Genomic DNA, 14111 nt, shown 5'->3' with positions numbered 1-14111 from the left:
GGCCGGCCGCGGGTGGGCGCGCCCACGCCGCCGGGCGCCGGCCGGTCGCGGCCCCCACGACATCCCGCAGCCCTGCGGATCCCCGGGCCACTCCCCCCTCCCGCACAGGGCGGCGCCCGCGCCGCCGATGACCGCGGGTCCACCGGAGATCGCACCGGGCCGAAGACGCCCCGTGCGCTCGATCGCCGACCCTGCACGAAGACCTCGTCCCGCTGAAGCGGGGGACGAGACCCTCTGCACCAAGGGGACGTCCGGCCTTCCCGAAGGGACGGATCAGTACCTCCCCGGGTCACGCGGCACGGGCATCGTCCAGGCGCTCACAGCCGGTCGGCGGCGGTCGGATTCCATCACGATCCGCAGGGATGTGGTCCAGGTCACCTCGCCTCGCCTCCTCGGCGCGATGATGTCGGGGCAGCGCGACGGTCTCCCTTGCCGTGACGGCGGCGAGTGACGACGAAGACGAGGAGCGAGTCCCATGCGCATCGTGATCACCGAATTCATCAGCCTCGACGGCGTGGTGCAGGCGCCGGGCGGACCGGACGAGGACACCGACGGCGGCTTCGCCAACGGCGGTTGGACGCACCCCTTCTTCGACCCGGAGGTCGTGGGCGGCGCCTTCGACGAGGCGGTCGGCAAGGCCGACGCGCTGCTGTACGGGCGCCGCACGTGGGCGGCGATGGCCGGCGCGTGGCCCCAGCGGGCCGGTGACCCCTTCGCGGACCGGATGAACGCGCTCCCGAAGTACGTCGTGTCCGCCACGCTCGGCGACTCCGAGCTGACCTGGCACAACACCACCCGCATCCCCGGCGGGGAGGCCGTGGCCCGGATCAAGGAGCTGCGGGAGGCCCCCGGCGGCGACGTCGTGGTCATGGGCAGCCCGACGCTCGCGCGCACCCTGCTGAGCGAGGACCTGGTCGACGAACTCCGCCTCATGGTCATGCCCGTGCTCCTCGGCGGCGGCAAGTCGCTCTTCCCCGAGGACGGCGGACTGCGCACCTTCGCACTGGTCTCCACGGTCACCAGCGACAAGGGCGTCAACGTCTGCACCTACCGGCGGGCGGGCGGCGCCCCGGGGGCTTAGCATGTGCAAATCGTCGGGGCAATACGGCGATTTCGAGACCTCGTGGAGCGAGCGGGGAGGGTGCTCCGCGGGCTCCTGAGAACAGGAAGGACGGCGCCGTGACGGGTGGTTTCACCTATGAGCAGGTCGGGGTGACACGGACCGGCGGGCCCACGCCGCCGGGGTTCCACCACCTGCACGAGCGGATCCGGCTCGGCGAGGGCCCCCAGGTGCTGGCCGCGGCCGGGCGGGCGCTGATGGGGTGGCGGATGCACCGGGCGACCGGACTGCGGGTGCCCGCCGGCACCCCGGACGCGGCGCCGGGGGTACGTGTGTCCCTGCGGATCGGCCCGCTGCGCGCGCCGTGCGAGGTGGTGTGGGCGGAACACGGCGCGGAGCGCGTGGGGTTCGCCTACGGGACGCTCCCCGGCCACCCGGAACGCGGCGAGGAGTCGTTCGTGGTGAGCCTCGCGCCCGACGGGTCCGTGTGGCTGGATGTCACGGCCTTCAGTGGACCGGGGGCGTGGTTGGTGCGTCTACTGGGCCCCCTGGGACGCGTCACTCAGCGTGGCATCGCGCGGCGCTACGGCCGGTGCCTACGCAGATTGTCGCAGGACGGAATTGTTGAAAGGGGGAGTTAACCGACATGGAACACCCTTTACCCGTCGGTCACAACGCGTTCGTGATCACGCAACACGAGTTCGGCATGGTGTTTGCATGCGAGAACTGACTTCCGCCACAACCGCCCCCGCCGCCTTCGCGGCCCGGCGGCACCATTGGCGCCGCGACGTGATCGAACTCGCCGCGCTCTTCGTGGCCGTGGCCACCGCCGACCTCATCGCCAATCTCGTCGGGCACGCCCCCGACGGCCCGGCCCTGCTGTGCCTGTCGGCCGCCGCGCTCGTCGCCACGGCCGGCTTCCACACATGGTGGGCACGCCATCACGGTCACTCACCGCCGACAGCCGGGAGCCACAGCGGGAGCCGTACGACGGAGCCGGGGGAAAGCTCCGCCGTGGGCGGACCCGACCCGCGGACGACGTTGTGGCGGGTGCGCACCACCGTGCACGACACGCCGGGCAGCCTCGCCACCCTCTGCACGGCGCTGGCGGGGCGCGGCGTGGACATCCTCACGCTCCAGACGCACCCGCTGGCCGAGGGCACCGTGGACGAGTTCCTGGTCCGCGCCCCGGCCGCACTCGCCCCGGGCGACCTGACGCGGACCGTGGGGGGCGGAGGCGGGCGCGACACCTGGATCGAGCGGGCCGACGCCCACGACCTGGTCGACACCCCGACCCGGGTGCTGAACCTCGCCACCCGCACCGCCATGGACGCCGCCGAACTGCCCCTGGCACTACGCCAGTTGTTCGGCCGCTGCACGATAAGCTCCACCCCGCCCGGTACGGCCGGCCCCGATCCCGCCGAGGGAACCGAGGACACCGAGGACACCCTGGAGGGCACCATCATGCGGCTGCGCGATCCGGCCGGAGGCACCCTCACCGTGGAACGCGCCTACCTCCCGTTCACCCCGACCGAGTTCGCCCGCGCCCGCGCGCTCGTCGAGCTCGACGCGCACCTGGGCACCAGGGTCCCGGAGGACCGTGCGGTGCTCACCCTCCCCGAGGGCAACGAGATCACCGTCCGCCGGGCGGGCCCCGAGGACCTCGAGGCCGCCCGCGAGCTCCACGAGCGCTGCTCCGCCAGGACCCTGACGCGCCGTTACCACGGGCCGGTCGCGGACGTGGACCGCTATCTGACCCACCTGCTCAGCCCCCGCTTCGGGCAGACCCTCGCCGTGCAGACCGTCTCCGGCCGGCTCGTCGCCCTCGGCCACCTGCTGTGGGACGGCGACGAGACCGAGGTCGCCCTGCTGGTCGAGGACGCCTGGCAGCGCCGCGGCATCGGCCTGGAGCTGCTGCGCCGCCTGGTCTCCCAGGCCGTCGACGCGGGGTGCGAGAGCGTCTACGCGGTGACCCGGGCGACCAACACCGGGATGGTCGCGACGATGCGCCGCCTGGGTCTGCCGCTGGACTACCAGGTCGAGGACGGCACGCTGGTCATCACCGCGACGCTGTCACCGGCCGGCGCGAGCGCGTCGCTGCGCTGAGCGCGATGTCGAGGTCCTCCCACAGGTCCTCGACGTCCTCCAGGCCGACGGACAGCCGCAGCAGCCGGTCGCTGACGCCCGAGCTGTGGCGGTCGCCCTCGTCGACGATGCGGTGGCTGATCGAGGCCGGGTGCTGGATGAGGGTGTCGACGCTCCCGAGGCTGACCGCCGGGGTGATCAGCCGGACCCCGGCGATCACCTCGTGCGGGTCGCCCTGGACCTCGAACGCGACCATGGCGCCGCCGATCCGCGGGTAGTGCACCTTCGCCACCCGCGGGTCGGCGGCCAGCCGCTCGGCCAGCGCGGCCGCCGTCGCCGAGGCGGCCTTCACCCGGACCGGCAGCGTGGACAGCCCGCGCAGCAGCAGGTAGCCCGCCAGGGGGTGCAGCACCCCTCCGGTGGCGAAGCGCACCTTGCGCAGCACGCGGGCGAACTCCTCGTCACAGGCGATGACCCCGCCCAGGACGTCGCCGTGGCCGCCCAGGTACTTGGTGGCGCTGTGCAGCACGATCCTGGCGCCGCTCTCCAGCGGGCGCTGCAGGACGGGCGTGGCGAAGGTGTTGTCGACCAGCAGCGGCACCTCGCCGCAGGAGTGGGCGACGGCCCGCAGGTCGACCTCGGCCAGCGTCGGGTTGGCGGGGGTCTCCACGATCACCAGGCCGGTGTCGGGGCGGATGGCGTCGGCGATCCCGGCCGGGTCGGTCCAGGTCACCTCGGTGCCGATCAGGCCCCCGGTCAGGAGGTGGTCGCTGCAGCCGTACAGCGGGCGGACGGCCACCACGTGGCGCAGCCCCATGGAGGCGCGGGCCAGCAGGGTGGCGGTGAGGGCGGCCATGCCGCTGGCGAAGGCCACCGCGGCCTCGGCGCCCTCCAGCCGGGCCAGCGCCGCCTCGAAGCGGGCGACGGTGGGGTTGTCGAGCCGGGAGTAGACCGGCGGGCCGGTCAGCGCGGCACCGGTCACGGCGAAGTCGTCCAGCCGGGCGGCCTCGGCGCGGCTGTCCCGCGAGGGGTAGGTGGTGGACAGGTCCAGGGGAACGGCGTGCAGGCCGAGGTCCGCGAGGTCTTCGCGGCCGGCGTGCACGGCCTCGGTGGCGAGGGCGCGGGTGGGCGCCGATGCTGTCGTGTCCATGGCCCGATGCTGAACAGCTACCGGTCCGTAGCGGGGAGGGCCCGTGTTAACTTCGGCCGATGTCCGATTCTGTGCTTCTGGATCCGGTCGACCTCGAGATTCTGCGGCTCCTGCAGAACGACGCACGGACGACGTACAAGGACCTCGCCGCGGCCGTGGGCGTGGCCCCGTCCACCTGCCTGGACCGGGTCGGCCGGCTGCGCCGCACCGGGGTGATCCTCGGCCATGAGCTGCGGGTCGACCCGGCCCGGCTCGGGCGGCCGCTGGAGGCACTGCTGGCGGTTCAGGTGCGGCCGCACCGCCGGGAGCTGATCGGCCCGTTCGTCGAGCGGGTGCGGGCACTGCCCGAGTCCCGGGCGCTGTTCCACCTCACCGGGCCCGACGACTACCTCGTCCACGTCGCCGTGGCGAGCACCGGCGACCTCCAGCGGCTGGTCGTCGACGAGTTCACCTCGCGGCCCGAAGTCGCGCGCGTGGAGACCCGGTTGATCTTCCAGCACTGGGACTGCGGCCCGCTGCTCCCGCCCACGTCAGGAATATGATCGTCAATGGTGATGACGGAGCAGGCCGCTCCGTACCAGGATGTGACCATGCCCGACACCACCGGCAGTGCGCTGCCCCGCCAGATCGCCGACGCGTACGTCGACGCGGTCACCGAACTCGACCCCATCACCGCCACGTACCTGGGGGTGCGGACCGGTCAGGACCGGCTCCCCGACTTCAGCCCCGCCGGCCTGGAGGCCCAGGCCGAGCTCGCCCGCCGCACCCTGGCCGACGTCGACGCGGCCGAGGCGACGGACGACGACGAGCGCCGCTGCGCCCGGCTGCTGCGCGAGCGGCTCACCGCCGAGCTGGCCGTGCACGAGGCGGGTGAGGGCCTGCGGGCCGTGAGCAACCTGCACTCCCCCGTCCACTCGGTGCGCGGCGTCTTCATGCTGATGCCGACCGGGACCGACGAGGACTGGGCCGCCGTCGCCGCCCGGCTGCGCGCGGTCCCGGAGTCCCTGGCGGGCTACCGGGCCTCCCTGGAGGAGGGCGTCGCCCGCAAGCTGCCGGCCGGGCCGCGCCAGGTCGCCACGGTCATCGAGCAGCTCGGCGAGTGGCTGGGCGAGGACGCAGGAGCGAGCTGGTTCGCGCAGTTCGTGAAGGAGGGCCCGCAGGCCCTGCGGTCCGAGCTGGACGGCGGTGCCGCCGACGCCACCGCGGCCGTCGCCGGCCTGCGCGACTGGCTGCGCGACACCTACGCCCCCGCCGTCGAGGGCACCCCGGACGCCGTCGGCCGCGAGCGGTACGCCCGCTGGGCCCGCTACTGGACCGGCTCCGACCTCGACCTCGACGAGGCGTACGCCTGGGGCTGGGAGGAATTCCGGCGCCTCGACGCCGAGATGCGCGTCGAGGCGGAGAAGGTGCTGCCCGGCTCCACCCCGCTGGAGGCGCTGGCCCACCTGGACGAGGCCGGCGAGGCCGTCGAGGGCGTCGACGAGGTCCGCGACTGGCTGCAGGGCCTGATGGACGAGGCCATGGCCGCGCTCGACGGCACCCACTTCGACCTGGCCGAGCCCGTCAAGCACGTCGAGTCCCGCATCGCCCCGCCCGGCAGCGCCGCCGCGCCGTACTACACGGCCCCCTCCCTGGACTTCTCCCGGCCGGGCCGCACCTGGCTGCCCACCCTGGGCCGCGAGCGGTTCCCCGTCTGGGACCTGGTCAGCACCTGGTACCACGAGGGCGTCCCCGGCCACCACCTGCAGCTCGCGCAGTGGGTGTACGTCGCGGACCGGCTCAGCCGCTACCAGGCCACCCTCGGCCAGGTCAGCGCCAACGCGGAGGGCTGGGCCCTGTACGCCGAGCGCCTCATGGACGAACTCGGCTTCCTGACGGACGCGGGGCGCCGGCTGGGCTACCTCAACGCGCAGATGCTGCGGGCCACCCGCGTCATCCTGGACATCGGCATGCACCTGGAGCTGGAGATCCCGCAGGACAGCCCGTACCGTCCGGGCGAGACCTGGACGCCGGAGCTGGGGCGTGAATTCTTCGGGCGCTTCAACGGGCTCAGCGACGCCATGCTCGACAGCGAGATCATCCGCTACCTCGGCATGCCGGGGCAGGCCATCGGCTACAAGCTGGGCGAGCGCGCCTGGCTCGCCGGGCGCGAGGCCGCCCGCAAGGCCCACGGTGACTCCTTCGACCCCAAGGCCTGGCACATGGCCGCGCTGTCGCAGGGCTCCCTGGGCCTGGACGACCTCGTCGACGAGCTCTCGAAGCTCTAGCGGTCACCCGTCCTCCCCCGGGGCCGGCCCGGGGGAGGACACCGTACGCCGCCCCTTCACCGCTCCGGGTCGGGCCAGGCCGCCACGAGCGCCCGGTAGTCGGCGAAGCGGGGGCCGGGGACCGTCTCCCGCACCGGCCGGCCGTTCAGCCAGTCCATCCGGTGGATGCCGGTCTCGGTGTCGAGCAGGCAGCACACTCCCCCGGCTGCGGCCGTGAGGCCGGTGAACACCGACCGGACGCTCGCGGACCGCTCGAACATCAGGCTCATCCGGGTGGTCGCCGCCGTGAACTCCAACGTCGCGTAGTGGGGGTGGAGCGCGGGCGCGAACCGGACCGTCAGGTAGACGTAGCCGATCGGGACCCTCCCGAGCGCGTCGGGCTCGGGGTCCCGGTCCTCCAGGAACGCGCGCACGGCGTCGTCCACCCCGAACATGATCGAAGTGTCGAGCCCCAGCGTGCCGCTCCCGGAGCAGTCCACCGGCTCGCTCCGGAAATGGGACGTGAAGGGGACGACGATGCCCTCCCCGCCGGGCAGGGTGACCGTCAGCGGCGGCACCTGCGAGGCCGGCGGCGCCAGCTTCACCAGCTCCGCCAGCGCGGCGGCGACGTTCCTGCCCGGCAGGACGATCTCGTAGGTGTAGTCGAGCCCCATGCGCATCCCTCCCCTGAGCGGCACCGATCCTGCCACGCCGGACCGTCGGCAGCCCGCGGATTTCCCGCGGGGCACGCCGCCGCCCGGTGCCTGCCCGCGATGCCCGCCCCGGCGCGGGACCCGCCCGCGGGGAGCGGCGGGGGTGGATAGGGTGAGTCGCATGGGGGTGTCACGCGGATGATTCCGAATGCTGCGCGGGAAGAGGGCCGCCTGGTGCTGACGCACGGGCGGGTGGTGCTGAGGGAGCAACTGCCGGAGGAAGCGGCGCAGTTGGCCGACGGCAAGCCGGCCGGGCTGGAGTGGATCGACGGCGGGCCGGGCGAGGGCACGATCATCGCGGCCGGGATGATGACGATCGCGGCGGCCGCCGCGGTGTACGCCCCGGGGTGGGGGCTGTTCGTGATCCAGCGGACGGACGACGGCCTCGCGCTCGGCGGCATCGGCTTCCACGGCCCGCCCTCCGCCGTCGACGGCCTGGTGGAGATCGGCTACGACCTGTCGGAGTCCGCGCGCGGCGTGGGCTGGGCGACGGACGCCGTACTGGTGCTGTCCCGGTGGGCGCTGAGCCGTGCCGAGGTGCGCACCGTGCTGGCGACCACGGATCCGGGCAACCGCGCCTCGCAACGGGTGCTGGAGCGGGCCGGTTTCGGGCGGGTCGCGGACCGGGACGCCCAGTGGGCGTACGAGCTGCGGCCGGCCGGGGTGGTGTGACGGCGTAATGCGCTGTCGCGGCACCCGCCGGGTGCGCCACCATCGTTGACCGTGAACACCGTGCACCCGTCCCGGACCCTCTTCCTCTCGCCGCGCGTGACCGCCACCGGCCATGCGCTCGCCGCGGCCGCCCACCGGCGCGGCATGGCGACGCGTACCCTCCCCACGTGGCGGGTGCCGCAGGACGCGCTCGACGCCGTGGGCCCGTCGCTGTACGCGGGGCCGCTCTTCGCGGACGCGGTGGCGGCGGACCTGGGCCTGGGGCTGCTGGAGGCCGACGAGGACTGGCTGGCCCGGCTGCCGTGCGAACTCGTGGGGCGGCGGATCGAGTTCACGACCCTGGCGGAGGCCCGCGGGCTGCGCCGGCCCGCCTTCGTGAAGCCGCCGAACGACAAGAGCTTCCCGGCCCGTGTGTACCCCGACGGCAGCGGCCTGCCCGGTCCGGACGCGGTGGACGACGACGCCCCCGTGCTGGTGAGCGACATCGTGGCGTTCGCCGTCGAGTACCGGCTGTTCCTGCTGGACGGCGAGGTCGTCACGGGCAGCCGCTACGCGACCCGCGGCGGCCTGGACGTGGCGCCCCTGGACGGCGACCCGGCGGCCGGCGAGGTGCGGGACTTCGCCCGACGGCTGTTCGCACCCGGCGTGCCGGAACTGCCCGGCGCGGTCGTGGTCGACGTCGGCAGGACCGCGGACGGGTGGGCGGTGGTCGAGGCCAACGCCGCCTGGGCGAGCGGGCACTACGCGTGCGACGCCGACGCCGCGCTGGACGTCGTCCTGCGGGCCGCGGCGCCGCTCGCCGGGTGGGGTCCGCGGGACCGCCGGTTCCTGCGCCCGGCCGTCTCCGTGGTCCGCTGAGGCCGCCGCGCGGCGGCCTCAGCAACCGCAGTCGTCGGCGCCCACGGGCGCGGTCAGCGGGTCGGCCGGACGCCGTGAGGTGCCGTCTGCCGTCTCGTGGGCGAAGCCCTCGCGGATCCAGTACTCCATGCCGCCGAGCATCTCCTTGACCTGGTAGCCCAGGCTCGCCAGGGCGTGCGCGGCGCGGGCGGCGCCGTTGCAGCCGGGCCCCCAGCAGTACACGACGACGGGCACGTCGCGGTCGAGGAAGGCCGCGGCGAGCCGGGGGACGTCCGCGGTGGGCAGGTGGACGGCTCCGGGGACGTGGCCCTGCTCCCAGGCCTGGGTGGAACGGGAGTCGACGACGACGAAGCCGGGTCCGGTGCCGCTCTCCGCCGCCGTGGCGAGGGCGGCCGCGACGTCGGACACGTCGGCGTGGAAGGCGAGGCTCGCGGCGAAGTACGCGGCGGCGTCGGCCGGAGCGGCGGGCGGGACGCGCAGCACGGGGTTGCCGGCCGGAGCGGAGGCAGAGGTGGAGGCAGAGGTGGAGGCGGAGGCGGCGGTCTGTGTCGTCATGGCGGTAAATCTACGAGCCGCCGACGCCCGCCTGAAGGGTCGTTCCCCGGCGTCCGTCTTGCCCGACCGGGGAAACCACTGGTACTCAAGGGGAATGACCGTGGATTCCCTCGACGCCACCGACTGGCGCATCCTGGACGCCCTGCAGCGCGACGGCCGGGCCAGCTACGCAGAACTGGCGCGTGCCGTGTCGATGTCACCGAGCGCGGTGACCGAGCGGGTCCGCCGGCTGGAGGAGGCGGGGGTGATCGCGGCGTACACGGCCGTCGTGGACCTGGAGCGGATCGGCCGCCCGATCATGGCGTTCGTCCGGCTGCGCTACCCGCACGGCAACTACAAGCCGTTCCACGATCTGCTGGAGTCGACCCCGGAGATCCTGGAGGCCCACCATGTGACGGGCGACGACTGCTTCATCATGAAGGTCACCGCCCGCTCGATGCGTCACCTGGAGGAGATCACCGGCCGCGTCTCGGGCCTCGGCTCGGTGACGACGAGCGTCGTCTACTCGTCACCGCTCGCCCGCCGTGCGGTGGCGGAGGGCTGACCCCCGCTGCCCCTTGACCACCTGCAACTGGGCGGGGACGCGCTGCCGGAGCTCGGCTACGTGGCTGACGATGCCGACGGCGCGGTCCCGTTCGCGCAGCCCGTCGAGGACGTCCAGCACCTCGTCCAGGGTCTGCTCGTCGAGGCTGCCGAAACCCTCGTCGACGAAGAGCGTGTCGAGGCGGGCGCCGCCCGACTCGTCCGTGACGACGTCCGCGAGACCGAGGGCGAGGGCGAGGGAGGCGAAGAAGGTCTCGCCGCCGGAGAGCGTGGCGGTGTCGCGCTCGGTGCCCGTCCAGGAGTCCACGACCATCAGCCCCAGGCCCGACTTGACGTTGCGTGAGGCACGGGCGTCGGTGTGGACGAGGGTGTAGCGCCCGGAGGACATCCGGTGCAGCCGGACGCTGGCCGCGGCCGCGACCTGTTCCAGCCGGGCGGCCAGCACGTAGGTCTCCAGTTCCATGCGCAGCGTGTTCTCGCCGGCGCCGGTGGCCAGGTCCGCCAGGCGTCGCAGCCGCGCGTACTCCTCACGGGCCGGGGCGAGCGCCCTGGTACCGCGCAGCGCCTCGGCCCGCAGCCGGTCGAGGGCGTCGCGGGTCGTGTGCGCGGCGGACTGGCGGGCGGCGGCCCCGCGCAGCCGTACGGTGGCGGTCTCGACGGCCCGCCGGGCCGCGTCGGGGTCGGCCGGGGGCAGCGCGGCGGCCTCGGCCAGGTCGAGAGCGGTGAGTTCGGCAGTGACCGCGGCCTCCTCGCGGCGCCACTCCTCCGCCCGTTGCCGCAGCCGCCGCAGTTCCGTCTCCGGCTGTACGGCGGCGGCCGCCGCCTCGGGCGTGGGGAAACCGGCCTTGTAGGCGGCGTCGGCCAGGTCGGAGTCCGCCTCCTTCAGCGCGCGGGCGCAGTCCTGCCCGGCGCGGGCCGCCCCGGCCGCGGTGGCGGCGCGCTCGGCGTCCGCCGCGAGCCGGGCGCGGCGCTCGGCGACGGTGGCGTACGGGCCGCGGGCCCGCGCCAGCCGGGCGGTGAGCTCGGAGTCCTCCTGGTCGAGGAGCTCCCGGCGGGTGGTGAGGGAAGCGAGCCGGTTCTCGGCCTCGTTGCGGTCCGCGGAGCGGCGGGCGTGCTCCGCGAGGGCCCGGTCGAGCGCCTGGCGCGCCTCGGGGGCCCGCGCGGCGGCCCGCACGGCGGCCCGGTACTCCTCTTCCAGCGCGGCGTGCGCGGCGGCGAGTTCGGGCTGCGGCTCCGGTCCCGCGGCGGCGAGGGCCGCGTCGTGGGCCGCGGTGAGGCGTACGACCTGGTCCTGCGCGGTGTCCCGGATGGCGGCGGCCCGCTGCTGGGCCTCCTGCGCGGCCTCCTCGTCGGCGCGGCCCACCTGGCGGCCGGTGGGGCGGGCGGGGTGCGGGTGCTCGGTGGCGCCGCAGACCAGGCAGCCCTCACCGGGGCTGAGCTGCGCGGCCAGTTCGGCGGCGATGCCGTTGATGCGGGCCTCGCGCACGTCCTGCCAGTGGTCGCGGGCGTCGGCGGCGGCGTCGCGTGCGGCGCGCAGCCGGTCCTGCGCGGCGAGCAGCGCGGTGGCGTGGGTGTCGCGTTCGCGGGCGGCGTCGAGGCGGCGGCGGGCCCGGTCGACGGCGCCGGAGAGTTCGGCGGCGCGGGTGGCGGCGGACTGAGCGGTGTCGACGGCGCGTTCGTGGCCGAGGCGTGCGGCCTCCCAGCCGTCCAGCCAGGCGGCCGTGTCGGCGATCAGCCGCTCGTCCTCGGCGGCCTCGCGCTCCACCCGCCCTCGGTCGTGGGCCAGTTCGGCGGCGCGCTGCTCGGCCCGGCCGGCGTCGGCGAGGCCGCCCAGCTCCTCGCGGAGCCGGTTCTCGTACTCCGCGAGCTGTTCGGCGCCCGCCTCGTACTGCTCGGCGGGCAGGCCCGCGCGGGCGGTGCGCTCCTCGACGGCCGCACGGGCCTGCCGGGCGGCGGCCCGCTCGCGCAGTTCCAGGGCGGGCACCACGGTCGCGGCCCGCTCCGCCGTCTCCAGCAGCCGCTGTTCGCGGGCGCGGGTCTCGCGCTCGCCGGCCATGTCACGGGCGCGGCGCTCGGCCGCGGCGTGCCGGCGCTGCCGGACGGCGAGTTCGCGTACCGCCTCGGCCTCGCGCTGGGCCTGCTCGTGCGCGCCCTCGGCGGCGGTCACGGCGAGGTCGGCGACGTCGACGCGTTCGTGAGCGGTGGTGGCCAGCACGGCCGCCCAGCGCAGGATGTGCGGGGCCAGTTCCGGGTCGCCGGCCGCGACGCCCTCCGGCAGCGGCCCGACCAGGGCCTCCGGGTCGTCCCCGGCGGCCTGGCCCATGCGCTCGGCGAGCCGCTGCAGTTCGTCGTCCCCGGCGGCGACCCGCTGCTCGGCGGCCCGCCGCCGGGCCCGCAGCCACTCCTCGACGGCCTTGAAACGGCCGGTGTCGAAGAGCTTGCCGAGCAGGGCGGCCCGGTCGGTGGCGGTGGCCCGCAGGAAGGTCGCGAACTCGCCCTGGGGCAGCAGCACGACCTGGCAGAACTGCTCCCGGCTCATGCCGATGAGCTGCTTCAACTCCTCGCCGGCCTCCTGGTGGGACTTGCTGAGCGCCCGCCACTCCCCCGCCGTGTGCTCGCGCAGCAGGGTGACGGCCTTCTCCATCGTGTAGCCGGTGCCGCGCTTCTTCGGGCGCGGCTGCTCGGGGCGCCGGGTGATCTCCAGCCGCCGTCCGCCCACGGTCAGGTCGAGCACGACCTCGGTGAGCGTGTCCTCCCCGGCGTGGTCGCTGCGTAGCCGGTTGCCCTGCCGGCTGCCGGGGACCCCGCCGTACAGGGCGAAGCACACCCCGTCCAGCACGGAGGTCTTGCCGGCGCCGGTCGCGCCGTGCAGCAGGAACAGCCCGGCCGAGGACAGCTCGTCGAAGTCCACGGTGTGGCTGCCGGCGAACGGCCCGAAGGCGGTCAGGATCAGACGGTGCAGGCGCATCAGTCGGTCTCCGCCCGTACGGCATCGCTGCGGACCGCGTCGAACGCGTCCCGCAGGACACCCCGCTCCGCGGCGTCGGGCCCGGTGCCGCGCACGTGGGTCACGAAGTCCTCGGCGATCTGCCGGTCGGTACGGCCGCGCAGGCGCTGCGCGTACGAGGCGTGGGGGTCGGCGTCCGTGCGCTCGGGCTCGAAGGCCAGCGCGAGGGCGTGGGGGAAGCGTTTGCGCAGGCGGGCCATGGGCTCGTGCGGGCGGTGCGGGTCGGTGAGGGTGGCCTCGACCCAGGAGTCCTCGTGCCGTTCGTGCGCCGGGTCCTCCAGCAGCTCCTCCAGGTGGCCGCGAATCCGGGCGAGCGGCCGGGGCACGGGGCAGTCGACCCGCTCGGCGGACACGGAGCCGTCGGCGCCGAGGTCGACCAGCCACATGCTCTTGCGGTGGTCGGCCTCGGAGAAGGAGTACGCCAGCGGGGAGCCGGAGTAGCGGACACGGTCGGTGATCGTCTGGCAGCCGTGGAGATGGCCGAGGGCCACGTAGTCGGCGCCGTCGAAGACGCCCGCGGGCACGGCCGCCACACCGCCGACGGTGATGTCCCGCTCGCTGTCGCTGGGCGCGCCGCCCGCGACGAAGGCGTGCGCCAGCACGACCGAGCGGGTGCCCGCGGGGCGTGCGGCCAGGTCCGCGCGGACCCGCGCCATGGCGGCGCTCAGCACCTCGGTGTGCCCGGCCCGGTCGAGGGTGAACTCCTCGCGCACCAGGGCCGGTTCGAGGTAGGGCAGCCCGTACAGGGCGACCGGCCCGTGCGCGTCGGCGAGCACGACCGGCGTCGCGCACCCGGCCGGGTCGGTCCGCAGGTGGATCCCGGCGCGGTCGATGAGCCCGGAGGCCACACCGAGCCGGCGGGCCGAGTCGTGGTTGCCGGAGATCATCACCGTGGGCACGCCGAGGGCGGCGAGCCGGTGCAGGGCGTCGTCGAAGAGCTCGACGGCGGGCAGCGAGGGCAGCGCCCGGTCGTAGACGTCGCCGGCGACGAGGACGGCGTCGACGCCCTCCGCCCGCACCGTCGCCACCAGGTGGTCGATGAACGCCGCCTGGGCGTCGAGCAGTCCGACCCGGTGGAAGGACCGCCCCAGATGCCAGTCGGAGGTGTGCAGCAACCTCACCGTGGCTCTCCCGCCCGCATGTTCCGTTCCTCCGGCTCACGTTCCGCATGCTCCGCACGGGCCCCGGTGTCCCCACCGGTCCCGTAGGCTCCGAGAGCAGG

At 74.8% G+C, this 14111-nt stretch carries 13 protein-coding genes; 8 read left to right on the top strand and 5 right to left on the bottom strand.

The window, feature by feature from the left end:
* Positions 1-475 precede the first annotated feature (475 nt).
* The 3 genes from ABZ312_RS07055 to ABZ312_RS07045 all read left to right on the top strand — a co-directional run bounded on the left by ABZ312_RS07055 (position 476) and on the right by ABZ312_RS07045 (position 3166).
* Positions 476-1081 (top strand): dihydrofolate reductase family protein, encoded by a 606-nt coding sequence (locus tag ABZ312_RS07055; RefSeq protein WP_500359015.1) that lies wholly within the window; start codon positions 476-478, stop codon positions 1079-1081.
* A gap of 98 nt (positions 1082-1179) precedes the next feature.
* Positions 1180-1701 (top strand): DUF1990 domain-containing protein, encoded by a 522-nt coding sequence (locus ABZ312_RS07050; RefSeq protein ID WP_500324927.1) that lies wholly within the window; start codon positions 1180-1182, stop codon positions 1699-1701.
* Positions 1702-1777: 76 nt separating this feature from the next.
* Positions 1778-3166, top strand: coding sequence for a GNAT family N-acetyltransferase (locus tag ABZ312_RS07045; protein ID WP_500359014.1), 1389 nt, complete (start codon positions 1778-1780; stop codon positions 3164-3166).
* On the opposite strand, the gene ABZ312_RS07040 is transcribed toward ABZ312_RS07045, so the two are convergent.
* Positions 3120-4295: a trans-sulfuration enzyme family protein gene (locus ABZ312_RS07040; protein ID WP_500324931.1), complete on the bottom strand. Its 1176-nt coding sequence runs from the start codon at positions 4293-4295 to the stop codon at positions 3120-3122. The two genes, ABZ312_RS07045 and ABZ312_RS07040, sit on opposite strands and share 47 nt — an antisense overlap.
* A 59-nt stretch (positions 4296-4354) precedes the next feature.
* On the opposite strand from ABZ312_RS07040, the gene ABZ312_RS07035 reads away from it, so the two are divergent.
* Both ABZ312_RS07035 and ABZ312_RS07030 read left to right on the top strand, forming a co-directional pair.
* The gene (locus ABZ312_RS07035) at positions 4355-4837 is read left to right on the top strand and encodes an Lrp/AsnC family transcriptional regulator (protein ID WP_089224626.1); all 483 of its coding nucleotides are present in this window, start codon (positions 4355-4357) and stop codon (positions 4835-4837) included.
* Positions 4838-4885: 48 nt separating this feature from the next.
* Positions 4886-6562 (top strand): DUF885 domain-containing protein, encoded by a 1677-nt coding sequence (locus ABZ312_RS07030; RefSeq protein ID WP_500324933.1) that lies wholly within the window; start codon positions 4886-4888, stop codon positions 6560-6562.
* Between the two features lie 56 nt (positions 6563-6618).
* On the opposite strand, the gene ABZ312_RS07025 is transcribed toward ABZ312_RS07030, so the two are convergent.
* Positions 6619-7215: a hypothetical protein gene (locus ABZ312_RS07025; protein ID WP_500436696.1), complete on the bottom strand. Its 597-nt coding sequence runs from the start codon at positions 7213-7215 to the stop codon at positions 6619-6621.
* A gap of 177 nt (positions 7216-7392) precedes the next feature.
* On the opposite strand from ABZ312_RS07025, the gene ABZ312_RS07020 reads away from it, so the two are divergent.
* Positions 7393-7926: a GNAT family N-acetyltransferase gene (locus ABZ312_RS07020; protein ID WP_500436694.1), complete on the top strand. Its 534-nt coding sequence runs from the start codon at positions 7393-7395 to the stop codon at positions 7924-7926.
* Positions 7927-7977: 51 nt separating this feature from the next.
* The gene (locus ABZ312_RS07015; RefSeq protein WP_500436692.1) at positions 7978-8784 is read left to right on the top strand and encodes an ATP-grasp domain-containing protein; all 807 of its coding nucleotides are present in this window, start codon (positions 7978-7980) and stop codon (positions 8782-8784) included.
* An 18-nt stretch (positions 8785-8802) separates the two neighbouring features.
* Here the strand turns inward: ABZ312_RS07015 and ABZ312_RS07010 are convergent, their stop codons facing one another.
* On the bottom strand, positions 8803-9339 hold the full coding sequence (locus ABZ312_RS07010; protein WP_500359012.1) for a rhodanese-like domain-containing protein: 537 nt from the start codon (positions 9337-9339) through the stop codon (positions 8803-8805).
* A gap of 94 nt (positions 9340-9433) precedes the next feature.
* On the opposite strand from ABZ312_RS07010, the gene ABZ312_RS07005 reads away from it, so the two are divergent.
* Positions 9434-9883, top strand: a complete 450-nt coding sequence (locus tag ABZ312_RS07005) for an Lrp/AsnC family transcriptional regulator (RefSeq protein WP_500324940.1) — start codon at positions 9434-9436, stop codon at positions 9881-9883.
* Here ABZ312_RS07005 and ABZ312_RS07000 read toward each other — a convergent pair.
* Together ABZ312_RS07000 and ABZ312_RS06995 are read right to left on the bottom strand one after the other, a co-directional pair.
* A complete protein-coding gene (locus ABZ312_RS07000; RefSeq protein WP_500359011.1) occupies positions 9848-12850 on the bottom strand; it encodes an AAA family ATPase in 3003 nt (1000 codons plus the stop codon). The two genes, ABZ312_RS07005 and ABZ312_RS07000, sit on opposite strands and share 36 nt — an antisense overlap.
* On the bottom strand, positions 12850-14010 hold the full coding sequence (locus ABZ312_RS06995; RefSeq protein WP_500324945.1) for an exonuclease SbcCD subunit D: 1161 nt from the start codon (positions 14008-14010) through the stop codon (positions 12850-12852). The genes ABZ312_RS07000 and ABZ312_RS06995 overlap by 1 nt, the downstream gene beginning before the upstream one ends.
* Positions 14011-14111: the final 101 nt, after the last annotated feature.

The sequence above is a fragment of the Streptomyces sp. NPDC006207 genome, assembly GCF_040613835.1.
In the GTDB taxonomy this organism is placed as follows: domain Bacteria; phylum Actinomycetota; class Actinomycetes; order Streptomycetales; family Streptomycetaceae; genus Actinacidiphila.
Note: the sequence above shows the minus strand (reverse complement) of the source record. Positions and strands in the feature narration are given on the sequence as shown.

Coding starts and splice junctions, on each gene's coding strand:
- ABZ312_RS07055 (WP_500359015.1), top strand. CDS start 476: ATGCGCATCGTGATCACCGAATTCATCAGCCTCGACGGCGTGGTGCAG.
- ABZ312_RS07045 (WP_500359014.1), top strand. CDS start 1,778: ATGCGAGAACTGACTTCCGCCACAACCGCCCCCGCCGCCTTCGCGGCC.
- ABZ312_RS07040 (WP_500324931.1), bottom strand. CDS start 4,295: ATGGACACGACAGCATCGGCGCCCACCCGCGCCCTCGCCACCGAGGCC.
- ABZ312_RS07035 (WP_089224626.1), top strand. CDS start 4,355: ATGTCCGATTCTGTGCTTCTGGATCCGGTCGACCTCGAGATTCTGCGG.
- ABZ312_RS07030 (WP_500324933.1), top strand. CDS start 4,886: ATGCCCGACACCACCGGCAGTGCGCTGCCCCGCCAGATCGCCGACGCG.
- ABZ312_RS07025 (WP_500436696.1), bottom strand. CDS start 7,215: ATGGGGCTCGACTACACCTACGAGATCGTCCTGCCGGGCAGGAACGTC.
- ABZ312_RS07020 (WP_500436694.1), top strand. CDS start 7,393: ATGATTCCGAATGCTGCGCGGGAAGAGGGCCGCCTGGTGCTGACGCAC.
- ABZ312_RS07010 (WP_500359012.1), bottom strand. CDS start 9,339: ATGACGACACAGACCGCCGCCTCCGCCTCCACCTCTGCCTCCACCTCT.
- ABZ312_RS07005 (WP_500324940.1), top strand. CDS start 9,434: ATGACCGTGGATTCCCTCGACGCCACCGACTGGCGCATCCTGGACGCC.
- ABZ312_RS07000 (WP_500359011.1), bottom strand. CDS start 12,850: ATGCGCCTGCACCGTCTGATCCTGACCGCCTTCGGGCCGTTCGCCGGC.